The organism is Streptomyces sp. NPDC033165 (assembly GCF_055577965.1).
This window is the reverse complement of sequence record NZ_JBVIPK010000003.1, coordinates 228553-251231: the sequence shown is the minus strand read 5'-3', so window position 1 is coordinate 251231 and position 22679 is coordinate 228553. Positions and strand designations below refer to the sequence as shown.

Sequence of the window (22679 nt, the reverse complement as noted above, 5' to 3'; positions counted from 1 at the left end):
AGGTCAAGCCGACCGGGTGTAGCTCAATCCGATTTGGTGTAGGTCAGGCTCTCGCCCGTGCCGGTCACCGTCCGGCGCAGGGTGCCGTCCGGGAGCAGGGTCAGCTCGGTGGCTTTGCCGGGGGAGCAGGAGGTGGCCGGTTCGCCGGAGGAGACGGCGGAGGGCCCGATCCGGACGGGGCCCTCGGCGGTGGGGCGGGCGGCCAGGCGTGCGCTGAACTCACAGTGGTACGTGGAGCCGGAGGAGAGGGGGCCCTCGGCGGTGAGGGACAGGACCGGGTCGCCGATGTCGCCCTGGCGGATGGTCAGCGTACGGGTGGAGGGGCCTTGGCCGCCGGGTATGGAGCCGGACCAGGTGCCGAGGTAGACGCGGGGGACGGCGCCTTCGCTGTCGGTGGTGCCGCTGCCTCCGCTGCCCCCGTTCCCGCCGTTGCTTCCGATGTCGCCGTTCGCGCTGTCCGTGCCGTTCGTGCTGCTCGGGCCGTTCGCGTCGGCCGAGGAGGACGAGCCCGGGGAGACGGTGGTGCCCATGCCTCCGTCCTTCATGAACGCGTACACGGACCCGCCCGCGCCTGTCGCGACGACCACGGCGACGGCTATCAGCGCGGCGGTTGCCCCGGCCGACCGGCGGTCCCGGGCGGGAGGGGGCGCGGGAGTGAAGTAGGCGGGGGAGAAGGGCTGCTCGGCGGTAGGGCCGTGCGGGTGGGAGTACGGGGGCGGCTGGGGCTGGGGCTGGGGCTGGGGACGGGGATGGGGGTACGGGAGCGGGTTCGGGTGCGGCGGGGCTGAGGCGGGGGGCGGAGCCGCGGGGGCCGGCGGGGCCACAGGGGCTTGGGCGGCCGTCAGGGCTGGCGGGGCGGCCGGGGCTTGCGGGGCGGCCGGGGCTTGCGGGGCGGCCGGGGCCTCCGGGTCCTCCGCGTCGAGCAGCTCCACCGCATGGCGGCCCAGTTGGGCGATGAGGGTGCCGGGGAGCCAGGGTTCGTCCGCCTCGGCCCCGCCCAGGCGCTCCAGGATCTCGTCCGGACCGGGCCGGGCCGCCGGGTCCTTCGCCAGACAGTCCCGTACGACGTCGGCGAGCTCCTCCGGTACGCCGGTCAGGTCCGGGTCCTCCTGGGCGATCCGGAACATCAGGGCGTGGGGCCCGCCGCTGTCCGCCGAGCCGAAGGGCAGGCGGCCGGAAGCGGCGTACGCGAGGACGGACCCGAGGCAGAACACGTCGCACGCGGTGGTCACGCGCTCGCCGCGCACCTGCTCCGGGGCCATGAACCCGGGCGAGCCGACGATCGCTCCCGTGCGGGTCAGGTCGCCGTCGGGCACGGAGTCCAGGGCGCGGGCGATGCCGAAGTCGATGACCCGGGGGCCGTCGATGGTGAGGAGGACGTTGGACGGCTTCAGGTCGCGGTGGATGAGCCCGGCGCCGTGGATGTGCTGGAGGGCGTGGGCGAGCCCGGAGCCGAGGAACCGGACGGAACGCACCGGGAGCGGCCCGTACGCCCCCGAGGCCGCGACGGGGGTGCCGGGGCGGCCGGAGACGATGCGCTGGAGGGAGGGTCCGGCGACGTAGCCGGTGGCGACCCAGGGGACCGGGGCCTCGGTGTCGGAGTCCAGCACGGGGGCGGTCCAGGCCCCGCCGACCCGGTGCGCCGCGTGGACCTCCTGGCGGAAGCGGGCGCGGAACTCGGGCCGCTCGGCGAGCTCGCGGCGGACGAGCTTGAGGGCGACGGTGCGGCCGCGGTCGGAGCGGGCGAGGAAGACCTGCCCCATGCCGCCTTCGCCGAGGCGGCCGAGGAGCCTGTACGCGCCGATGCGGTGCGGGTCCTCGGCCCCGAGCTTGTCCATGGTGCGTTCCTCCCCCGTGCGGCCCGCACGAGGATAACGCCGCCGGGCGCACCTGCGGTGTCCGCCCGCCAGGCCCGCACGCAGTGCCCGCCCGCCGTGCCCGCATGCGGCGCTCGCACTCCCGCCCGTCCTGAGCGCCGGACGGGCTGGGCCGGTGACCCGGCTCCGCGCCGGAGGCAGAGGCAGGGGCAGGCCCCGCTCCAGCCCCGGCTCCGGCCCCCGTTCCACCCCCGGCTCCGGCTCCGGCTCCGGGCCCAGACCCATACGCATGCGCGGCCGTTACGTATGCGCGGCCGTCAAAGCCTCCACCGCTCCCGACAGCCGCTCCAGCGCCCCCACCACCTCCGTGAACCCCTCCGCCCCCAGCTCCTCCGCCAGCCGCGCGGCGAACTCCGCATGGGCCGGGTCGATCCGGGACACCGCGTCCCGTCCCGCCCCCGTCACCCGCAACAGCTTCGCGCGGCGGTGGGCCGGGTTCTCCGCGTACTCCGCGAGCCCCTGCTCGACCAGCAGGTCCGCGATCCGCTGCACGCTCTGCCGGGTGATCCCCATCGCCCGCGCGATCCCCGCCACCGGCAACGGCTCGGGCAGCACGGCCCCCAGCACCTGCCACCGGGCCGCCGTAAGGCCACCCGGCTCGGCCAACTCGGCGGCCACGGCGAGAAACTGCCCGTTCAGGCGGAACACCGTCAGCGCGGCCCGGCTCAACAACTCCTGCTGGGACGGGACTTCCCCCGCGCGCTCACTCACCCTCCAACACCTCGTACGCACTCGGGTCCGAGTCATGGAACAGCCGGTACCAGGCCCCCAGCTTCTCCGGCCCGTACACCCCCAGCAGCCCGAACACCTCCCGCGCCAGCGCCACCGGCTCCGTCGGCCCGGCCGTGATCAGCCCGCCGTCCGTCACCGCGTCCGCGTCCACGTACCGCGCGCCGCCCCCGTACCCCGTCGCCGCCAGGTAGAAGGAGACCGCGCTGGTGTGCGCCCGGTCGTCGAGGAGCCCCTCGCGGGCCAGTCCCGCCGTCGCCCCGCAGATCGCCGCGACCGGCACCTCCGCGTCGAGGAAGGCGCGCGCGGTACGGGCGAACGGCGCCAGGTCGTCGCCCGCGTCCCAGAGCCCGGCCCCGGGGAGGATCAGCAGCGCGCTGTCCTCGGGCCGCAGCTCCGCCAGCGCCAGATCGGGCTGCACGCGCAGTCCGCCCATGGTGGTGACCGGCTCCCGCTCGGGTCCCACGGTCCGCACCCGGTAGCCGTTCTGGGCGAGGAAGGCGGTGGTGTACCCGGTCTCCCAGTCGGCGAGGGTGTCGTACACGGCGAGATGGACCACAGCTCCGCTGCTGGACATGACGGCCTCCCGAAGTAGATGACAGAAGCCTGTCATGACGACAGCATGCTGTCAATCGAGGGAGGGTGCCCGGACCCGACACCCTGCCGACCTCCACGCCCCACGTCATACAAGGTGGCCATGGAGACCGCCCCCACCGGCGCCTACGCTCACCGCATGACCCCTCATGCCCCTCATGCCCCGTACGCCGACCCCGCGGCCGGTGCGGCCGTGAAGGCCGCGGACCGCGCGCACGTGTTCCACTCCTGGTCCGCCCAGGGCCTCATCGACCCGCTCGCCGTCGCCGGCGCCGAGGGGTCCTATTTCTGGGACTACGACGGCAACCGCTACCTCGACTTCACCAGCGGGCTCGTCTACACCAACATCGGCTACCAGCACCCGACCGTGATCGCCGCGATCCAGGAGCAGGCGGGCAAGCTCGCCACCTTCGCGCCCGCGTTCGCCGTCGAGTCGCGCTCCGAGGCCGCACGCCTCATCGCCGAGCGCACCCCGGGCGACCTGGACAAGATCTTCTTCACCAACGGCGGTGCCGAGGCCGTGGAGAACGCCATCCGCATGGCCCGGCTGCACACCGGCCGTACGAAGGTGCTCTCCGCCTACCGCTCGTACCACGGCGCGACCTCCACCGCGATCAACCTCACGGGCGACCCGCGCCGCTGGGCCTCCGACAACGGCTCGGCGGGCGTCGTCCGCTTCTGGGCTCCGTTCCTCTACCGCTCCCCGTTCCACGCGGCGAACGAGACCGAGGAATGCGCCCGCGCACTCCAGCACCTGGAGGACACCCTCGCCTTCGAGGGCCCGGCCACCATCGCCGCGATCATCCTGGAGACCGTCCCGGGCACGGCGGGCATCATGACCCCGCCGCCCGGCTATCTGGCGGGTGTCCGCGAGATCTGCGACCGCTACGGGATCGTCTTCGTGCTGGACGAGGTGATGGCCGGATTCGGCCGCACCGGCGCCTGGTTCGCCGCCGACCACTTCGACGTCGTGCCGGACCTGCTGACCTTCGCGAAGGGCGTCAACTCCGGTTACGTACCGCTCGGCGGCGTCGCCATCAGCGCCGAGATCGCCGCGACCTTCGAGACCCGCCCGTACCCTGGCGGCCTCACCTACTCCGGCCACCCGCTGGCCTGCGCCGCCGCCGTCGCCACCATCGGCGTGATGGAGGACGAGAAGGTCGTCGAGCACGCGGCCCGGATCGGCGAGACCGTCCTCGGCCCCGGCCTGCGCGAACTCGCCGAGCGCCACCCCTCCGTCGGCGAGGTGCGTGGTCTCGGCGCGTTCTGGGCGCTGGAGCTGGTCCGCAACCGCGAGACCCGTGAGCCGCTCGTCCCGTACAACGCCTCGGGCGAGGCCAACGCCCCGATGGCCGCCTTCGGCGCGGCGGCCAAGAAGCAGGGGCTGTGGCCGTTCATCAACATGAACCGGACCCACGCCGTCCCCGCCTGCAACGTCACCGAGGCCGAGGCCAAGGAGGGCCTCGCGGCGCTGGACATCGCGCTCTCCGTGGCCGACGAGCACACGGTGTAGCGCCCGCATACCCGACCGGCGCGTACGCCAGGTAACCGGACGATCCGCTTCCGTACGCCATCGGCCTCGGAAGTGCCCCCAGTCGGCCTCCGCCGTGCCCGGAAACGGGCACGGCGGAGGCCCTGGCTTAAGGTGACCCGAGCCCTAAGGTGACTGACCCTGACCGGGAACGACTGGCCGAAGGGGATGAACAGGGACGAACGGGAGGAACCGGTATGGGTCCGAGTGGAGGTGTGACCCGCAGTACCCTGCGCCAGCAGATCGCCGACGCGCTGCGTGACGAGGTGCTCGCAGGGCGTCTCCCGCCGGGCCGGGAGTTCACGGTCAAGCAGATCGCCGTGCAGTACGGGGTCTCCGCGACGCCCGTCCGCGAGGCCCTGTTCGACCTCTCCGCGCAGGGGCTCCTCGCCTCCGACCAGCACCGCGGGTTCCAGGTCCGCGAGTTCAGCGTCGCCGACTACCGTGCGATGACCGAGGCCCGGGCCCTCGTCGTCGAGGGCCTCTTCCGCGACCCCGCCGCCCGGGTCGCGGTCCGGCCCGACAGCCTCGCCTCGATCCGGCGGCGGGCGGCGGAGGCGGTCCGCGCGGCGAAGGGCGGCGACCTGGACGTACTGATCGGGTACGACCTGCGGTTCTGGCGGGAGCTGGGTCAGTTCGTGCTCAACCCCTACATCGCCGACTTCCTCACCAAACTCCGCGTCCAGGCCTGGATGTTCGCCGTGCACCGGCTACGCGGCGAGAGCGGCGAGAGCGGTGAGGGCGCGGAGGAGAGCGCGCTGTGGGACGGTCACGAGGAACTGGTCGAGGCCATCGCCCGGGGCGACCACGAGCAGGTCCACGCCACCCTGCACTCCTACTACGCGCACGCACTGGCCTGGGCGGACCGCCTGGAGGCGCAGGGGCGGTGAGCCCTGAGGGCCCTGCGGGCCTTGAGGGCCCTGCGGGCCTTGCGCGGCCCCGAGTCGGGTCGCGGGTCGGGCCGCCGGCCGGTGTACCGCGCGGCAGGCTCTGCACGGCCCTCCGGTCTCTCCGTTCCCCCCGGGGCACTGTGCGTGAGGTTCCGCCCGCATTACGCTGTCCCGACGATCGCCCGAACCCGTTGGAGAGCGAGACTTCGTGGCCTGTGACCTGTGGCTGGTCCCCCTCGTCGACGTGCTGTGCCACAGCGCCGACAATCCGTTCGCCGAAGAGATCGCCGTCTACGACAAGGCGTTGAACGACGCGGGCCTCCCGCCCGTCCCCGTCTACGCGTACATGCCGGGCCTCACGGGGGACGTCGCCCCCGTGGCGGGCTTCGACTACGACGCCCTGCACTTTCTGCGCCGCGCCTATCTGCTCCAGCTGAGCGGCCTCGCCGTCACCCCGGTCGCCGGTCTCGACGGTGACTACGAGCAGCTGCTGGAGATGTTCGAACAGGGCGCGCAGCAGTCGCATCTGGTCTGGCACTACGACCACGCCGGGGCGTACGTCCCAGTGGACTTCCCGGCGCCGCTCTCCGACGACGCGCTCCTGGCGGGCGGCGGGCCGCTGGGCTCCGCGCACGGGCTGCTGCGGGAGCTGGAGTTCGTCGCCCCGTCCATCGGCATCGACCCGGGCAACCCCCCGGCCGCCCCGCAGCCACCCGCGGGCCCCACGGCCCTGGAGCAGCCGGCGGACCCGATCCCCTACGACGACAGCCCGTTCGCCCGGGAACGCCACGTCTGGCTGGGCCTCCACGCGGCGGCGACCCGCAGCCTGGCACAGGGCTCGATGATCATCTTCAGCTGACCGCAAGGGGCTGGGGACCCGGCCCGTGCGCCTCACCCGCGGGCGAGGGGGCAGGGGGCGGGGGCGCCACATTCCAGTCCGTCCGGCGATCGAGGCCCGGGGGCCGGAGGTGGCGTCCCCGAAGCAACCTCACCTCACCTCACCGTGCCCCCGGCTCCGGAGGCCGCTGCCGCGGCATGTTCGGCCGGGCCGCCACCGACGGCACCGAGAACCGCCCCGGCGCCGCCCCCGACTCCGCCCGTCCCCCCGCGCTTCCGGTGACCAGCGCCTGCATGCCCATCGGCGCGGGCCCGGCCCGGAACTCGACCATCCAGTCCGCCGTCTCCGACCGCACCAGCTCGGTGACGTCCTCGGAGAACCTCCGCAGCACCCCCAGGCACCGCTCCGCCGCCTCGCTGGCCGTGCCCTCGGTCGGCCCGAGCATCTCCCGTACGCATTCCGAGGCCCAGTCGAACTGGAGCACCTGGAGCCGCCGGTGCACGGCCTGGGCCGTGGCGAGGTTCCTTATCCAGCCGGAGGTGAGGCCGAAGTACCGGTCGCAGGCCATGCAGGCGGCGCCGAGGAGCAGTGACAGATAGCCCCACCCGGCCGAGCCGCTCAGCGCACCGGTCAGATCGAGCAGCGGGAGGGCCGCCCCGGCGATCACCCCGGCGGCGGTGCCCGTCCGCAGGGCCCGCGCTCCCCGGCGCTTCCAGATCCGGTCCTTCAGGTACCAGTCGGCGGTGTCCAGGGCCCCGGCCTCGACCCAGCGGTAGAGCTCGTCCAGCCGCTCGGCGGGCTCGCCCCAGTCGCCGAGGGGGAAGGGGCGTCCGGTCAGATCGCGCCCCCCGGCGCGGCCGGTGGCGCTGTCTGCGGTCCTGGCCCCGTTCCCGGTAGCGGAACTATCCGCTCCGTTCTCACCGGATCCCGCATCGGACTCCTTGCGGGGCGGCCCCTCGGGCTGCATCTCCGGCTGACTCACCGGGGCACTCCTCTGCACTCTGACGGACGGGACGGCTCCCGTGGTGTAACTCTGCGTCACTGGACATGTGCGCTCGTGCGCCGATGCGCATGCCCTTCCTACCGCCGAATGGTGGGCTGGGGGGCCGAAATCGCGGGATTACCGCCTGGGCGGGGCCGCTGGTCAGGTATAGGAGCCCTCACGGCGGTCCTGGGATCTCACCCGAAAGAGTTGGTCGCCGGTGGGTGGAGCGCGGCGACCGGGGAGCACGTAGGCTCGGCATACCGAAACATTTGTCGTCGAAATGCCAGGAGTGACCGTGATTCCCGGTGGTGGCCAGCCCAATATGCAGCAGTTGCTCCAGCAGGCCCAGAAGATGCAGCAGGATCTCGCCGCGGCCCAGGAGGAACTGGCCAGGACCGCGGTCGAAGGACAGGCGGGCGGCGGCCTCGTGAAGGCCACCGTGACCGGCTCCGGCGAACTGCGCGCCCTGGTGATCGACCCGAAGGCGGTGGACCCGGAGGACACGGAGACGCTCGCCGATCTCGTCGTCGCGGCCGTCCAGGCGGCCAACGAGAACGCGCGGGCGTTGCAGCAGGAGAAGCTCGGCCCGCTGGCGCAGGGCCTGGGCGGCGGTGGCGGCATCCCCGGCCTGCCGTTCTGACGCCGTCCTGACCGGACTCCCAGAGGTCCGGGCCCTACTGGTACCGACCCGTACCCACTACGGTACGGAGCAGGAAGCATAGAAAGGCGTTCCGTTGTACGAAGGCGTTGTTCAGGACCTCATCGACGAACTGGGCAGGCTGCCCGGCGTCGGTCCCAAGAGCGCGCAGCGGATCGCCTTTCACATCCTTCAGGCCGAGCCCACGGACGTACGCCGGCTCGCCCACGCCCTCCTGGAGGTCAAGGACAAGGTCCGGTTCTGCGCCGTGTGCGGCAATGTCGCGCAGCAGGAGCAGTGCGGGATCTGCCGGGATCCGCGCCGCGACGAGAGCGTCATCTGCGTCGTCGAGGAGCCCAAGGATGTCGTGGCGATCGAGCGGACGCGTGAGTTCCGGGGCCGCTACCACGTTCTGGGCGGGGCGATCAGTCCCATCGAGGGAGTGGGCCCGGACGATCTGCGCATCCGTGAGCTGCTGGCCCGGCTCGCGGACGGCTCCATCACGGAGCTGATCCTCGCGACCGACCCCAACCTGGAGGGCGAGGCCACCGCGACGTATCTGGCGCGGATGGTCAAGCCGATGGGTCTGAAGGTGACCCGGCTGGCCAGCGGTCTGCCGGTCGGCGGCGATCTGGAGTACGCCGACGAGGTCACTCTGGGCCGCGCGTTCGAGGGGAGGCGGCTGCTGGATGTCTGACCCCGCGGTGGTACGCCCCCGATCCCGGCCCCGCTCCTACGCACTGTCGTCCGCTTCACCGTCTGTGACCGCGCCCACGGGAGGTCCCCTCGATGTCTGACGCCACGCTGAACTCCGTCACGCAGGACCCGGGCGACTTCGCCGTCCAGATCGCGGACCAGATCAAGACGTTCATCGTCGCGGTCACCGAGGTGTCCAGGGTCGAGGAGCCGGAGGAAGCCGTTCCGGTGCTTCTCCTCCAGGTCTCGCAGCTCCTGCTCGCGGGCGGCCGCCTCGGTGCGTACGAGGACGTCCTGCCCGACGAGCGCTACGAACCGGACCTCGGCGCGGAGCCGGACGCGGACGGCCTGCGCGAGCGGTTCGCGGCGCTCCTGGAGCCGATCGACGTCTACTCCGAGGTCTTCGACCCGTACGAGCCCCGCAAGGCCCCCGTCCCGCACCGCATCTCCGACGACCTCGCCGACCTGGTCACCGACCTCGGCCACGGCCTGGCCCACTACGAGGCCGACCGCACGGCCGAGGCGCTGTGGTGGTGGCAGTTCTCGTACTTCTCCAACTGGGGCTCCACCGCCTCCGCCAGCCTGCGCGCCCTCCAGTCCCTGGTCGCCCACATCCGCCTGGGCCAGCCCCTGGAGGAACTGGACGGCCTGGACACCGACCAGGACCCGGGCGAGGAGGACCTCGCCGAGGAGGCGGGCCGCGTGATGCTGGAGGAGATCGCGGGGCCACTGGGGCTGCGGCCGGTGAAGTAGCCCCTGCTCCCGGCCGTCGACCTCCCGGCCGTCGACGTGGAGCCCGTCTCCGTGGGCTGAGCTGCCCGTTCTCCCGCGTACCGGCCCGATATTCATGGCGGGCCGACGGACCTGATTGCTAATCTCCCCCAGCCCTTGATCACTGATCTTCGAGGGCCGAACAGGGGAGGGGAACGCGCATGGCGGGACGTACAGGACATGGGCGAGCGAGACGCGCGGCCACCGCGGTGGTGATCGCCGCCGGGACGGTGCTGGCGACGCCGGGCACCGTACTGGCGGCAGCGGGCGGGCTCCCGCCGAAGCAGCCGCTGGTCGCCGATCTGGAGACGGGCGGCGCGGCGTGCGTCTCCGGCGAGGACCGTCCGTACGTGCCGACCGTTCCGCAGGTGACGGCGCGGCTCTACGGGCCCGGGGGCGGGCAGCCGGGTGAAGCGAGCCGGGTCCGGGGCGAGTTCGAGGCGTGGTGGCAGGGCGAGGGCGGCGCCGAGGAGCGCGTGTCCCTGACCACCGCCACGAAGGGCGACACCACCCCGTTCAGCTGGCAGCTGCCGAGCACCGTTCCCGACGGCACCGTCGTGTCCTGGCGGGTGCGCGCCGCCAACGACGACGGGGCATCGGCCTGGAGCAGCGAAGGAGCGGGCGCGCCCTGCGAGTTCGTCTACGACCGGACCCTGCCCGACGCCCCGGCCGTCACCTCCGCCGACTACCCGGACGACGACGTCTGGCGGCCCGGTGTCGGTGTCCGGGGGACCTTCCACGTCACGGCGCAGGCCGAGGACGTCGTCTCCTACGCCTACTCCTTCATCGGCGGGCCGCAGAAGACCGTCGAGGCCGGGCCCGACGGATCGGCCGAGATCCGTTTCCTGCCGGAGCGGACCGGCCGGCAGACCCTCTCCGTGCAGGCCCAGGACCGGGCGGGCAACCGTGGTCCGCGCACCGACCACACGTTCCTGATCGGCGCGGGGCCCGCCCCGGTGGCGCGGTGGAAGCTCGCCGACGCGGCGGGCTCCCGCTCGGCCGCCGCGGAGACCGGCACCGCGGCCCGGGCGGGCAAGGGCGTCACGTTCGGCGCGCCCGCGCCCTCCGGCACCCCGCTCACCTCCACCGCCTCGCTCGACGGATCGGGCCACGGCTTCCTGACCCCGGGCGCGCCGGTCGTCGTCGACACCGCGAAGGACTTCGCGGTGGGCGGCTGGGTGCGGCCGGCGCGCGTGGACGGCACCCGTACGGTCCTCTCGCAGGACGCTGGCACGGCACGCGCCTTCACGCTGGGCCTGACCCGGGCCGGGACGGGACCCGCCTGGTCGTTCTCCGTCGGCGGGGCGAAGGTCACGGGCGGGCTGCCCGAGACCGGCGGCTGGGCCCATGTGCTCGGCCAGTACGACGCGGAGACCGGCACGGCCCGGCTGTACGTGAACGGCCGCGCGGTCGGCGAGGAGACGGCCGCCGCCCCCGTGGCGGGCGAGGGCGACTTCCAGATCGGCCGGGCGCGCGGGGCGCGGGGCTACCGGGACCGCTGGCAGGGCGAGATCGGTGACGTACGGGCGTACGACCGGATCGTCGTGCCGGACGAGCTGACGGCCCTCGCCACCCGTGCCGCGCAGCAGCTCGGCCACTGGGCGCTCGACGCCGCGCCGGACGGCCTCGCCCCGGAGACGGGCGGGGGAGCACCACTGAAGCTGGGCGCCGGGGCCTCGGTCTTCCGCCTCGACGAGCCGTGCGACCCGTTGGACCTGGAGTGCTCCCAGGACTGGCCGCTGGAGGGGGACGGCCACCTCCGCCTCGACGGCGTCTCGGGCCACGCCGCCACGGACGCGCCCGTCGTCGACACCACCGGGAGCTTCACCGTCAGCGCCCGCGTCCGGCTCGCCGACGACAACCCGGCGGCGCCGATGACGGCGATCTCCCAGGGCGGCGAGCACGGCGACGCCTTCAAGGTGCGCTTCGACCCGGAGAACTCCAGCTGGGACCTGGTGATGTCGCACGCCGACGAGCCGGGTGCGCCGGAGACCGTGCTCAGCCGCATCGAATGGCCCGACGGCGGCATGGGGGCGGGCCACCGGGTGACCGTCGTCCATGACGCCTCCGCGAAGCAGGTGTCGTTCTACCTCGACGGGGTGAAGTACGCGGAGGGCGGCACGGCGGACTTCGACGCCGCCTGGAAGAGCACGGGCGGGCTCCAGCTCGGCCGGGGCCGCACGGCCGACGGGTGGGGCGAGCAGCTGCGCGGCGTGGTGGACAGCGTGTACGCCTACGAGGGTGTGCTGTCCGAACCGGAGATCCAGCAGTTGCCGTAGCGGGACGTGTCCCGGCTCGCGCTTTCCGGGCGGACGGTGTGGGCTGGGACACAAACGGGAGTGCTCCGGGGCCTACGGGGCAACAGCCCCCTACGAGCGGTTCGGAACGACACGCCGTACCGGGTGATGAGCGGGACATCTCATCATCTGGTATGGACGGGTCGATTCCGGGCTGCTCGTTAAACTGAGCCGACCGCAGTAATGACTGAGCGAGGAGCGCACGTGGGCCTTGTCGTGCAGAAGTACGGAGGCTCCTCCGTAGCCGATGCCGAGGGCATCAAGCGGGTCGCCAAGCGAGTCGTCGACGCCAAGAGGAACGGCAACCAGGTGGTTGTCGTGGTGTCCGCGATGGGCGACACGACGGACGAGTTGATAGACCTCGCCGAGCAGGTGTCTCCGATGCCTACCGGCCGTGAATTCGACATGCTGCTGACCGCCGGTGAGCGGATCTCCATGGCCCTGCTGGCGATGGCGATCAAAAACCTGGGCCACGAGGCCCAGTCGTTCACGGGCAGCCAGGCCGGTGTCATCACCGACTCGGTCCACAACAAAGCGCGCATCATCGACGTCACGCCGGGCCGCATCCGGACCTCGATCGACGAGGGCAACATCGCCATCGTCGCCGGGTTCCAGGGCGTGAGCCAGGAGGGCAAGAACATCACCACCCTCGGCCGCGGCGGGTCGGACACGACCGCCGTCGCGCTGGCGGCCGCGCTGGACGCCGAGGTCTGTGAGATCTACACCGACGTCGACGGCGTCTTCACCGCGGACCCCCGGGTCGTGAAGAAGGCGAAGAAGATCGACTGGATCTCCTTCGAGGACATGCTGGAGCTGGCCGCGTCCGGCTCCAAGGTGCTGCTGCACCGCTGCGTCGAGTACGCACGCCGTTACAACATCCCGATCCACGTCCGCTCGTCCTTCTCCGGACTGCGCGGAACCTGGGTCAGCAACGAGCCGCAAGGGGACCAGAAGGTGGAGCACGCGATCATCTCCGGAGTCGCCCATGACGTCTCGGAGGCCAAGGTCACCGTCGTCGGCGTCCCGGACAAGCCGGGCGAGGCGGCCGCGATCTTCCGCGCCATCGCGGACGCCGAGGTCAACATCGACATGGTGGTGCAGAACGTCTCCGCCGCGTCGACCGGCCTGACGGACATCTCCTTCACCCTGCCCAAGGCCGAGGGCCGCAAGGCCATCGACGCCCTGGAGCGGACCAAGGCCGCCATCGGCTTCGACTCGCTCCGCTACGACGACCAGATCGCCAAGATCTCCCTCGTCGGCGCGGGCATGAAGACCAACCCGGGTGTCACGGCGGGCTTCTTCGAGGCGCTGTCCGACGCGGGCGTCAACATCGAGCTGATCTCGACCTCCGAGATCCGCATCTCGGTGGTCACCCGCGCCGACGACGTCAACGAGGCCGTGCGCGCCGTGCACACCGCCTTCGGGCTCGACAGCGACTCCGACGAGGCCGTCGTCTACGGAGGCACCGGCCGATGACCGAGCACCGCCCTTCGCTCGCGGTCGTCGGTGCGACCGGGGCGATCGGCGGTGTCATGCTCCGGATCCTCTCGCAGCACGCGGATGTCTGGGGCGAGGTCAGACTCGTCGCCTCGCCGCGCTCGGCCGGCCGCAAGCTGGTCGTGCGCGGCGAGGAGAGCGAGGTGCTCGCGCTTGCCGAGGACGTGTTCGAGGGCATCGACGTGGCCCTCTTCCTGGTGCCGGACGAGGTGTCCGCCCGCTGGGCCCCGATCGCCGCCGCCAAGGGTGTCGTCGTCGTCGACGACTCGGCGGCCTTCCGGCTCGACGACGACGTACCGCTGGTCGTCCCGGAGATCAACCCCCATGCCGCCCGGCTCCGGCCGCGCGGCATCGTCGCGTCCCCGAACTGCACCACCCTGTCGCTGATCGTCGCGGTCGGCGCGCTGCACGCCGAGTTCGGGCTGCGCGAGCTGATCGTCTCCTCCTACCAGGCGGTGAGCGGCGCGGGCCGGGACGGCGTCGCCGCCCTGCGCGAACAGCTCTCCCTGGTGGCCGGTACGGAGCTGGGCACCCAGCCCGGCGACGTACGCCGCGCCCTGGGGGACCGGGAGGGCACGGCGGGGAGCCCGTTCGCCGCCCCCGTCGCGCTGAACGTCGTGCCGTGGGCCGGTACGGATGCCGGGGACGGCTGGTCCTCCGAGGAGATCGCCATCCGCCAGGAGTGCCGCAAGGTCCTGGGGATGCCCGATCTCAAGACCACCGCCACCTGCGTGTACGTTCCCGTCGTCGCGACCCACTCGATGTCCGTCCACGCCCGCTTCGAGAACGAGGTGGCCGTCGACCGGGCCCACGAGATCCTCGCGACCGCACCCGGCGTGGTGCTGTTCGACAGCCCGGCCTCCGGGGATTTCCCGACCCCGTCCGATGTGGTGGGCACCGACCCCACCTGGGTGGGCCGGGTCCGGCGCTCGATGGACGATCCGCACGCCCTGGAAATGTTCCTTTGCGGAGACAATCTCCGAAAAGGTGCCGCTTTGAATGTGGCGCAGATCGCTGAATCCGTGGCTGCTGAATTTCCCCGAGGATGATCGAACCTGTTTTGTAGGATCTGTGAACGCTCTATGAGCAATTTGCTGGTCTGAACCTCTTGAGCTGGGGCGTTGTCGTATCCGACGATGATCTCCCGGCCCTCTGCAACCGCATGTCGGCTGGGCGGCGTCTAAGCCGTCACTTCTTGCGTGGCCGGACGCTATTACGGGGCATTTGGGGAAGAGCGGGTACGTATGAGGGCATGTCGCACAGAGCTGAACGTGGCGCGGTCCGCGTACAACCCTGACGGGGGGCAGTGTGTCCAACAGGCGTGGCAGAGGTTCTCGACATCACAGTGGTGGGCCCGTTGCGAGGCGCGTCCGTGCGTCCGCTCCGGCGGCCCCGCGTGCCCGGCGGTATGCCGGTGATCGCGCCCATGCCCGCCGCGCGACCGGCCCAACTGCCCGCGCAGCGCGGGGGCGCTGACGAGACGGTGGCAGCTGGAACCACGGTCGACCACCTCACCGAGACCTACCGCGCCCACTACCGCTCCCTGCTCGGCCTCGCCGCCCTCCTGCTGGACGACACCGCGTCCTGCGAGGACGTGGTGCAGGAGGCGTTCATCCGCGTGCACTCCGCGCGCAACCGGGTCCGTGAGCCCGAGAAGACCCTGGCCTACCTCCGCCAGACCGTCGTCAACCTCTCGCGCTCCGCGCTGCGCCGCCGCATCCTCGGGCTGAAGTTGCTCTCCAAGCCGATGCCGGACATGGCGAGCGCGGAGGAGGGCGCGTACGACCAGCTGGAGCGGGACGCGCTGATCAAGGCCATGAAGGGGCTCCAGCGGCGCCAGCGCGAGGTGCTCGTGCTGCGGTACTTCGCGGACATGACGGAGGCCCAGGTCGCCGAGACGCTGGGCATCTCACTGGGGTCGGTCAAGGCGTACGGTTCCCGGGGCATCGCGGCGCTGCGCGTCGTGATGGAGGCCCAGAAATGAGCGGGCCCGACTTCCGGCCCGAGCGCAGGCACGAGAATGAGCCGACGGGAAACGGAATGGTGAACGACGGGCCGGAGACGACTCCGCACAACGATCCGGAGCGCCCGCACGACGAGAGCGCGGAGCCCGGGCAGAGCGAGCTTCCGGAACCGGCGCCGGCCGCGCGGTCGGCCGAGGAGGGCGCCGACGGCGGGAGCGGCCCGGGCACCGTGGCCGAACTCTTCGCCCGGCGGCGCGGCGCATCCGCTCGGGACGAGCGCACCGAGCCGGAGGAGGTGGACGAGGTCGCCCTGCGTCGGCTGCTCCAGGGGGCAGTGGGGCAGCTCGAACCCTCCGAGGGGACCCTCGACCGTCTGCACCGAGCCGTCCCCGCCCGCCGGGCCAAGCGGCGGCAGGCCGTCGTCGGAGCGGCCGCGGCGGCCCTGCTGATCGGCACCGCCGTCCCCGCCTTCGTCCACGTCGCCGCCACCGACAGCTCGTCCACCGCCGTCCCCGCCATCGCCGGACACGGCGAGCAGGCCCAGGGCGGCAACGGGGCCGATACGGGCCCCGCGGAGCGCGGCGATGTCGCGGCGGCGCCCACGGAGCGCCAGAGCGAGGGCGGTGTCGGCGAGCCCGACCCGCCCCGGAGCCCCTCCCCGGGCCTGGGCAGCGACCCGGACGCCACCGCGACCGGCGGCGAGGTGCCCGACTCCCCGCGCACCGGGCTCGCGGCCCTGCCCGTCTGCGACCCGGGTCAGCTCGGCGTCGCCTCGGCGCGGACCGACGCGCCGGACGCCGACGGCACGGTCTACGGCAGCTTCAAGATCGCCAACGTGTCCCGCTCGGAATGCGCGGTCAGCAGCAAGGGCACCGTCGGCTTCACCGCCCTCGGCGCGGCGGACCCGCTCAAGATCGACGTGATCCAGCACGCGGCGGGCGACGCGGCCCCCGGCCTGCCCGACCCCTCGCAGGAGCCGGGCACGGTGCGGCTGAAGCCGTCCATGGCGTACGAGGTGAAGTTCGCCTGGGTGCCGACGGACACCTGTCCGACCGTGGGTCCCTCACCGAGCCCCACCCCGTCGGCGGACGGCGCGGGCGGGTCCGTGAGCGAGGGCTCCGGCCAGTCCGGCACGGACACCCAGTCACTGCGCGAGGACGACGGCGAGGGCACGGAAGAGGGCAGCGTCTCCGTGACGCACACCCCGGAGACGGGCGCGCCCACCGCGGAGACGAAGATCCCCAACGCCTGCTCCGGCACGATCTACCGCACAGGCATCCTCGCCACGTCCTGAGGGCCGTCCCGTAATTCCTGGCGGGCGCACGACGACAGCTACGGCACCTCGCCGCGTTGTCGGAACGCCCGCATACATCCAGTATGCGGACGTCCCTCCGCCTTGCGATGCACCGCATCCGACGCCGCGCGCTGATCCACCAGGGATTGCGGGACAGCCCTCAGGCCTGGGCCGTAGGTGGCCTCGCGGTCGCCCCGGGACAGCCCTCGTCCGGGCACAGCCCTCGTCCGGGAACAGCCTTTAGGCCTCCGACGATTCCCGGGGCTACGGAGCCGCGCCTTCCGACGATTTCCGGGCCTTCGGGGCGGCGCCCTCCGCGGACTCCAGGGACTCCGAGGGCCCTGGCACCGACGAGGCCTTCACGGCTTCCTCGGCCGACGGGTCCTCCGGCGCCGGGCTGCCTTCCGGAGCCGGCCCGTCCTCCGTCTCCGGGACGAGGCCGAGCGCCACGTCGCGGACGGCCTCGGCCTCGCGGCGGAGCAGCCGGAACCACATGAAGAGCACGAACCCGGCGAAGACGAACCACTCGCCCGTGTACCCCAGGTTCTGGAAGGCCTTGAGGTCGAGGCCACTGCCCTGCGGGGCCGCCGCGGGCACCGGCTCCATAGCACCGCCCTCACCGCCCGCGCCGCCTGCCTCGGCCTCGGGAAGCGTCACCCACGCGTCATACACGTCGTACGGGACGAGGTTCACCAGGGTCGCGGCGCTGATCATGCCGAGCTGGCCCTCGGGCAGCCCTCCCCGCGCGTTGACGCCGTCGCTGTTGATGTTCTCGGACGCCTGGAGGTCGCCGGTCACCGTGACCTCGCCCTCCGGCGCGGCGGGCACCCGGGCACCGCTCGCGGAACCGGGCAGCCACCCCCGTACCACCGGAAGGGCCTTGCCGCTGTCCGTACGCAGCATGTTCAGGACGTAGAAGCCCTGGCGGTCGTCCAGCTCACGGCCCGGCACCAGGAACTGGTCGGCGTACGTCCCCCTGGCGATGGCCGGGCGGCCGGACGTCACCTTGTCGACCGGCAGCAGCTCGTCCAGCGGTTCGGCGGTCCGGGTGCTCGGGTCGGGCTGCTTCGTCGCCTGCTCGTGCGACTGCACACGGTCCTCGAAGCGGCCGAGCTGCCAGGTGCCCATGAACACGCAGAACGGGATGGCCAGCACGACGAAGAGGTTGATCCCCCACCATCGCGGGGTCAGCAGGAACCGGTACACCCCTCCAAGGTACGGTTCCCCGCTCCGGTACCCCGGAGCGGGGTCCGCCTACGCGCGCCTTCTTATCCGGCCCTTACGCCCCCAAGATGTCACCGCCCCCCAGGTGCTTCAGAGCGAACTCCAGCTCCAGCCGGACCTGCTTGATCCGCTCCTCCACGACCAGCGAGCCGTGCCCGGCGTCGTACCGGTAGACCTCGTGCACCGCGCCGCGGGCCGCGAGGCGGTCCACGTAGTTCTCCACCTGACGGATGGGGCAGCGCGGATCGTTGACGCCCGCTGAGATGTAGACCGGGGCGCGCACCGCGTCGACGTACGTCAGCGGGGACGAGGCCTCGAAGCGCTCGGGGACCTCCTCCGGCGTGCCGCCCAGCAGCGTGCGGTCCATCGCTTTCAGGGCCTCCATCTCGTCGTGGTACGCCGTGACGTAGTCCGCGACCGGCACCGCGGCCAGGCCCAGCGCCCAGGCGTCGGGCTGGGTGCCGAGGCCGAGCAGGGTGAGATAGCCGCCCCACGAACCGCCGGCCAGGACCAGCCGCTCCGGGTCCGCGAGCCCGGACTTCACCGACCAGTCCCGCACGGCCGCGATGTCCTCCAGCTCGATCAGGCCGACCCGGTGCTTCAGCGCGTCTGTCCAGGCGCGGCCGTACCCGGTCGAGCCCCGGTAGTTGACCCGGACGACCGCGAAGCCGTGGTCCACCCATGCGGCAGGGCCGGAGGCGAAGGCATCGCTGTCGTGCCAGGTCGGCCCGCCGTGGATCTCGAAGACCGTGGGGAAGGGGCCGTCACCGGCGGCGGGCTTCTGCACGAGGGCATGAATGCGGCCGCCCGGCCCCTCCACCCACACGTCCTCCACGGGCACCGACGGCGGAGCCTTCGCGCCCGGCGGGTCCAGGACCACCGCACCGCTCGTCGACCGCACCACCGGCGGCTGCGCGGCCGAGGACCACAGATACTCCACGGTCCCGTCCGGGCGGGCCGTGGCACCCGACACCGTCCCGGCGGGGGTCTCCACGCGCACGGGCGCCGGGGCCCCCGGCTCGTACCGCCACAGCTCGCTACGGGCCTCGAAGCTGTGCTCGATGAGCAGCGCGGAGCCGTCCGGATACCACTCGGCGCCCACATCGCCCGGCAGATCGACGGCGAGCGCGGTCTCCGTGCCCGCGACCGGGTCCCAGATCATCGGCTCCCAGCGGCCCCGGCGCTGGTGCCCCACGAGGAGCCGGCTGTCACCGGCCACCGGCGCGAACCCCAGTACCGCGAGCCCCAGCTCCTTCGTGCCACCCTCGGTGTCGTCCAGCTCGGCCACCGTGGAGCCGTCCGGGCGCACCACGCGCAGCGCCGAGTGCATCGCGTCGCCGTGCTCGGTGTGCTCCAGCGCGATCAGGGTCCCGTCGTGGGAGAGGTCGCCGACGCCCGCTGACTCCCGGTGCCGGTAGATCTCCACTGCCTCCACCGACTCCGAGGCACCCCCGCCCCCACCCGGCTTCCGCACCAGGTGGATCGTCGTACCGTCCTCGTCGGTCGAGCGGCCGATCACCGCCGAACCGTCCCGCCCGATGGCGAGGCCCGCCGGATACGAGGGGGTGAGAGACGGGGCGACGGGCTCGTCCTCCCCGCCGCCGAAGGGCTGGCGCATCCACACCCCGAACTCGTCGCCGTCGGTGTCGCTGAACCACCAGATGGATTCGCCGTCGGGCGTCAGCACACCGTCGGTCGTGCCGTTCGGCCGGTCGGTGACCTGGCGCTGGCTGCCGCTCACCCGGTCCCACGCGTACAGCTCATAGGTCCCGGTGGCGTTGGACACGAACAGAGAGCGGTCAGGCGCGTCCTCGGCCCAGTCGGGCAGGGACACCCGGGGCGCGCGGAACCGCTGCTCCCACTCCGGCGTGGTGGAGAGCTCCGGCCTGGTCGAGACGTTCGGTGATTCGCTCATGCCCTCCATCCAACCCGATCGGCCGCCCCGCCGGGGACCCTGTGGACAACCCGTCCGCCGAGCCCCCCCGGCCTGTGGATAACCACTCGCATCCCTGTCGGCACACGGGTAGCTTTCGGCCCATGTACTCCCCGACACCGGACGACTGGCAGGCGGCCAACCGCGCGCGCTGGGACGAGCGCGTGCCGATCCATGTGGCGAGCGACTTCTACGGCCTGGAGGCGTTCCGGGCGGGCAAGGACGCGCTGCGGGCCTTCGAGCTCGCGGAGGTCGGCGACGTCACGGGCCGGACCCTGCTGCACCTCCAGTGCCACATCGGGCTGGACACCCTGTCCTGGGCCCGGCACGGCGCCGCTCAGGTGGTGGGCCTCGACTTCTCCGAGCCCGCCGTCGAGACGGCCCGCGGGCTGGCCAGGTCCCTGGGGCTGGGGCCGGACCGGGCGGCGTTCGTCGCCGCCGACGTGTACGACGCGCCGGCAGCCGTCCCCGACCCCGCGTACGACATCGTCTACACGGGCGTGGGCGCGCTGAACTGGCTGCCGGACATCGTGCGCTGGGCGGAGACCGCCGCCTCACTGGTCGCCCCGGGCGGGTTCCTCTATCTCGCGGAGTTCCATCCGCTGACCGACGTGCTGGACGACGCGACGGGTTCCGTGGTCACCGACGACTACTTCAGCCGCGAGGCCTGGGTGGACGAGACGCCGGGGACGTACGCGGACTTCGACGCCCCCACGGTGCACAACCGCAGCGTCGAGTGGCAGCACCCGGTGGGCGAGGTGGTGACGGCCCTCGTGGCGGCGGGCCTGCGGATCGAGTTCCTCCACGAGCACGACGCCTCACTCTTCGCGCGGTTCGGCACGCTGGAGCGCCATCCGGACGGCCTCTACCGTTTCCCCGCGGACCGGCCGCGGATCCCGCTGATGTACTCGATCAAGGCCTCGCGCCCCACGGGGCCTCGGTCATAACCACAGCTCAGCAGCTGTCTCCCGGGTGATTGTCAGTGGTGGGGGTCACACTCGATCCCATGACCGACATGACAGGCAGGACCATCGGAACGGGCAGGCTGCGCGCGGCGGTGGAGAGGTTCTGGGCGGCGGCCGAAGCCCGTGAGTGGGACGCGTTCGCCGCGACACTCGCCGACGACGTGGTCTACGACCTGCCGCAGACGCGGGAGCGGATCCGCGGCAAGGAGCGGTACCTCCGGTTCAACCAGGAGTATCCGGGTGACTGGCACGTCCGGGTCGAGCGGATCGTCGCCGACGCGGAGGGCCGCCAGGCCGCAGCTCGGACGGGGTTCACCGTGACAGGGGAGGGATCGGAGGAGACGGGGGAGGGGCCGCAGGAGCTGGACGCCATCCACTTCTTCACCTTCGACGCACAGGGGCTGATCACAGGGGTGACGGACTTCTGGCCCGAGTCGTACGAACCACCGGCAGGCCGCGAGCACCTGGTCGAGCGCTACTGAGAACGGCGGCCCACCGGTCGCCCGCCGCACTGCTGTCCCGCCGCACGGCTGTTTGCCATACGGCTGTTCCGTGCGGTGGCCGGACCTACACCGCCGAGTGGAAGGCGGGCAGATAGCCGCCCGACTGCCCAACGGCCTTGGGGTGGTACGAGTGGTAGACGGGCACGGTCACGCTGTGGAGCCAGGCGTCGCCGGAGCACAGCTCGTGCCCGGTGAATTCGTCCACCACGCTGGAGAAGGCGAATCCGGCGTCGGCGGCCCGCTTGGCGAGGACGTCGTTCAGCACGTCCGACGCGTTGTTGATCGCGGCCCGCTCGGCCTCGGTCAGTCCGGCGACGCAGTTGCCGGACAGCTGGTAGAAGCGCGGATATCCGAGCACCACGACCCGGGCCTGCGGGGCGCGGTCGCGGATACTGCCGTAGAGCGAATCAAGGTTTCCCGGAAGGGAGTTGTTCATCCGTGAGACAGCGGCGTCCACGCTGTCGAGGCATACGGCCTCGCTCGACAGCAGGCAGTCCTGCATCACGTCGGCGAACCCGATGTCGTTGCCCCCGGCCGTGACGCTGACCAGTGACGTCGATGCGTTGAGTGCGCGCAGCTGGCTGCCCGCCACCGAGGCGGTGGTCGCTCCGGAGCAGGCGACGAAGTCGAACGAGGCGGGGGAGTTCGCCGCCGCCCAGAGGTGCGGGTAGGCGTTGGTGCTGCGTCGGCAGTCACCGCTGTCGGAGAGGTAGTCCCCGGCGCCGACGCCCGAGGAGTAGGAATCGCCGAGTGCCACATAGCCGCCCGCGGCGGCGGGGTCAGCCGCCGACTCCGTGGCGGAAGCGGGACCGGCGACGCCGAGAGTGGCCACGGCGGCGAGCGCCAGAGTGGAGAGGGATGCCCAGATCCTTCGTACTGACATGGCTGCCAGCCCTTCAAAGTGTGGGGGGTTGAGTGGGTGGTTGAAGGGAGCGAACCAGTTTCTAGCAGCTTGCTGTACCCACCGCGCACGCCCGCGCGAGAAGTCTTTTGATATGCCCGAATGGCTGTTTGGCAGGTCCGGGTGCAAGGACAAGGAGCGCTCCTCACTCCGGGCTGAGGGGCGCCCGGCCGGACTGAGGAGCGCTCGACCGGTCGATGCGGACGTTGGTCAACTTCACTCGGACCGTCGCGGTCCCCCCCCCGATGTAGATGACCAACTCCTCGGCAGCCTCGCGACTCACGAGTGACACGAGCCGGTGAGGCCGGACTCGATCTCGACCGGGGCCACGATGTGACGGCGGTGAGGCGGTGACGGCGGTGAGGCGGTGACGATCCCGGCGAACGAGTTGCGCACGGAGTCCGCCCCCGGGCACGGGGTGCACCCTGGCGGTCCGTCCGATGCCCCGCGTCGACGCGGGGCACTCCAGGGGGTCCAGGCCCCCGCGGTTCGCCGCAACGCCCAGGCAACTGGATCGGACCGGCATCTCCTGGAAAACTCGTCTGGTGCGGAT

The 22679-nt window shown here is 72.2% G+C and carries 20 protein-coding genes; 13 read left to right on the top strand and 7 right to left on the bottom strand.

The window, feature by feature from the left end:
- Window positions 1-23: 23 nt before the first annotated feature.
- The 3 genes from ACZ5WC_RS08885 to ACZ5WC_RS08875 all read right to left on the bottom strand — a co-directional run bounded on the left by ACZ5WC_RS08885 (window position 24) and on the right by ACZ5WC_RS08875 (window position 3183).
- Window positions 24-1838, bottom strand: a complete 1815-nt coding sequence (locus ACZ5WC_RS08885) for a serine/threonine-protein kinase (RefSeq protein WP_468540159.1) — start codon at window positions 1836-1838, stop codon at window positions 24-26.
- Between the two features lie 279 nt (window positions 1839-2117).
- Window positions 2118-2588, bottom strand: a complete 471-nt coding sequence (locus tag ACZ5WC_RS08880) for a MarR family winged helix-turn-helix transcriptional regulator (protein ID WP_468540158.1) — start codon at window positions 2586-2588, stop codon at window positions 2118-2120.
- Window positions 2581-3183, bottom strand: coding sequence for a type 1 glutamine amidotransferase family protein (locus ACZ5WC_RS08875; protein WP_468540157.1), 603 nt, complete (start codon window positions 3181-3183; stop codon window positions 2581-2583). Before ACZ5WC_RS08875 ends, ACZ5WC_RS08880 begins: the two co-directional genes overlap by 8 nt.
- A 156-nt stretch (window positions 3184-3339) precedes the next feature.
- Here ACZ5WC_RS08875 and ACZ5WC_RS08870 point away from each other — a divergent pair, with 156 nt between their 5' ends.
- The 3 genes from ACZ5WC_RS08870 to ACZ5WC_RS08860 all read left to right on the top strand — a co-directional run bounded on the left by ACZ5WC_RS08870 (window position 3340) and on the right by ACZ5WC_RS08860 (window position 6480).
- The gene (locus ACZ5WC_RS08870) at window positions 3340-4713 is read left to right on the top strand and encodes an aminotransferase class III-fold pyridoxal phosphate-dependent enzyme (RefSeq protein ID WP_468540156.1); all 1374 of its coding nucleotides are present in this window, start codon (window positions 3340-3342) and stop codon (window positions 4711-4713) included.
- A gap of 215 nt (window positions 4714-4928) precedes the next feature.
- Window positions 4929-5621 (top strand): GntR family transcriptional regulator, encoded by a 693-nt coding sequence (locus ACZ5WC_RS08865; RefSeq protein WP_468540155.1) that lies wholly within the window; start codon window positions 4929-4931, stop codon window positions 5619-5621.
- A gap of 208 nt (window positions 5622-5829) precedes the next feature.
- Window positions 5830-6480, top strand: a complete 651-nt coding sequence (locus ACZ5WC_RS08860) for a hypothetical protein (RefSeq protein WP_468540154.1) — start codon at window positions 5830-5832, stop codon at window positions 6478-6480.
- A gap of 139 nt (window positions 6481-6619) precedes the next feature.
- On the opposite strand, the gene ACZ5WC_RS08855 is transcribed toward ACZ5WC_RS08860, so the two are convergent.
- A complete protein-coding gene (locus tag ACZ5WC_RS08855) occupies window positions 6620-7441 on the bottom strand; it encodes an SLATT domain-containing protein (protein ID WP_468540153.1) in 822 nt (273 codons plus the stop codon).
- A 298-nt stretch (window positions 7442-7739) separates the two neighbouring features.
- Between ACZ5WC_RS08855 and ACZ5WC_RS08850 the strand changes: the two genes are divergently transcribed.
- The 8 genes from ACZ5WC_RS08850 (at window position 7740) to ACZ5WC_RS08815 (ending at window position 16600) form a co-directional block, all read left to right on the top strand.
- A complete protein-coding gene (locus ACZ5WC_RS08850) occupies window positions 7740-8084 on the top strand; it encodes a YbaB/EbfC family nucleoid-associated protein (protein WP_468540152.1) in 345 nt (114 codons plus the stop codon).
- A 94-nt stretch (window positions 8085-8178) separates the two neighbouring features.
- The gene (gene recR, locus ACZ5WC_RS08845) at window positions 8179-8778 is read left to right on the top strand and encodes a recombination mediator RecR (protein ID WP_363202092.1); all 600 of its coding nucleotides are present in this window, start codon (window positions 8179-8181) and stop codon (window positions 8776-8778) included.
- 92 nt (window positions 8779-8870) lie between these two features.
- Window positions 8871-9530 carry a DUF5063 domain-containing protein gene (locus ACZ5WC_RS08840; RefSeq protein WP_468540151.1) on the top strand — a complete coding sequence of 220 codons (660 nt, stop codon included), beginning with the start codon at window positions 8871-8873 and terminating at the stop codon, window positions 9528-9530.
- 179 nt (window positions 9531-9709) lie between these two features.
- Complete coding sequence (locus tag ACZ5WC_RS08835) at window positions 9710-11827, top strand: LamG domain-containing protein (RefSeq protein WP_468540150.1); 2118 nt, start codon at window positions 9710-9712, stop codon at window positions 11825-11827.
- Window positions 11828-12049: 222 nt separating this feature from the next.
- The gene (locus tag ACZ5WC_RS08830; RefSeq protein ID WP_311120207.1) at window positions 12050-13321 is read left to right on the top strand and encodes an aspartate kinase; all 1272 of its coding nucleotides are present in this window, start codon (window positions 12050-12052) and stop codon (window positions 13319-13321) included.
- A complete protein-coding gene (locus tag ACZ5WC_RS08825) occupies window positions 13318-14391 on the top strand; it encodes an aspartate-semialdehyde dehydrogenase (protein WP_468540149.1) in 1074 nt (357 codons plus the stop codon). The genes ACZ5WC_RS08830 and ACZ5WC_RS08825 overlap by 4 nt, the downstream gene beginning before the upstream one ends.
- 359 nt (window positions 14392-14750) lie before the next feature.
- Window positions 14751-15326 carry a SigE family RNA polymerase sigma factor gene (locus ACZ5WC_RS08820; RefSeq protein ID WP_468540536.1) on the top strand — a complete coding sequence of 192 codons (576 nt, stop codon included), beginning with the start codon at window positions 14751-14753 and terminating at the stop codon, window positions 15324-15326.
- Entirely contained in the window at window positions 15323-16600 is a 1278-nt protein-coding gene (locus ACZ5WC_RS08815; RefSeq protein ID WP_468540148.1) for a hypothetical protein, read from the top strand. The genes ACZ5WC_RS08820 and ACZ5WC_RS08815 overlap by 4 nt, the downstream gene beginning before the upstream one ends.
- A 264-nt stretch (window positions 16601-16864) precedes the next feature.
- Here the strand turns inward: ACZ5WC_RS08815 and ACZ5WC_RS08810 are convergent, their stop codons facing one another.
- Both ACZ5WC_RS08810 and ACZ5WC_RS08805 read right to left on the bottom strand, forming a co-directional pair.
- Complete coding sequence (locus ACZ5WC_RS08810) at window positions 16865-17806, bottom strand: SURF1 family protein (protein WP_468540147.1); 942 nt, start codon at window positions 17804-17806, stop codon at window positions 16865-16867.
- Window positions 17807-17879: 73 nt separating this feature from the next.
- On the bottom strand, window positions 17880-19748 hold the full coding sequence (locus ACZ5WC_RS08805; protein ID WP_468540146.1) for a S9 family peptidase: 1869 nt from the start codon (window positions 19746-19748) through the stop codon (window positions 17880-17882).
- A gap of 113 nt (window positions 19749-19861) precedes the next feature.
- Between ACZ5WC_RS08805 and ACZ5WC_RS08800 the strand changes: the two genes are divergently transcribed.
- Window positions 19862-20704: a class I SAM-dependent methyltransferase gene (locus ACZ5WC_RS08800; protein WP_468540145.1), complete on the top strand. Its 843-nt coding sequence runs from the start codon at window positions 19862-19864 to the stop codon at window positions 20702-20704.
- 59 nt (window positions 20705-20763) lie between these two features.
- Window positions 20764-21204: a nuclear transport factor 2 family protein gene (locus ACZ5WC_RS08795; RefSeq protein WP_468540144.1), complete on the top strand. Its 441-nt coding sequence runs from the start codon at window positions 20764-20766 to the stop codon at window positions 21202-21204.
- Window positions 21205-21289: 85 nt separating this feature from the next.
- Here the strand turns inward: ACZ5WC_RS08795 and ACZ5WC_RS08790 are convergent, their stop codons facing one another.
- On the bottom strand, window positions 21290-22108 hold the full coding sequence (locus ACZ5WC_RS08790) for an SGNH/GDSL hydrolase family protein (RefSeq protein ID WP_468540143.1): 819 nt from the start codon (window positions 22106-22108) through the stop codon (window positions 21290-21292).
- Window positions 22109-22679: the final 571 nt, after the last annotated feature.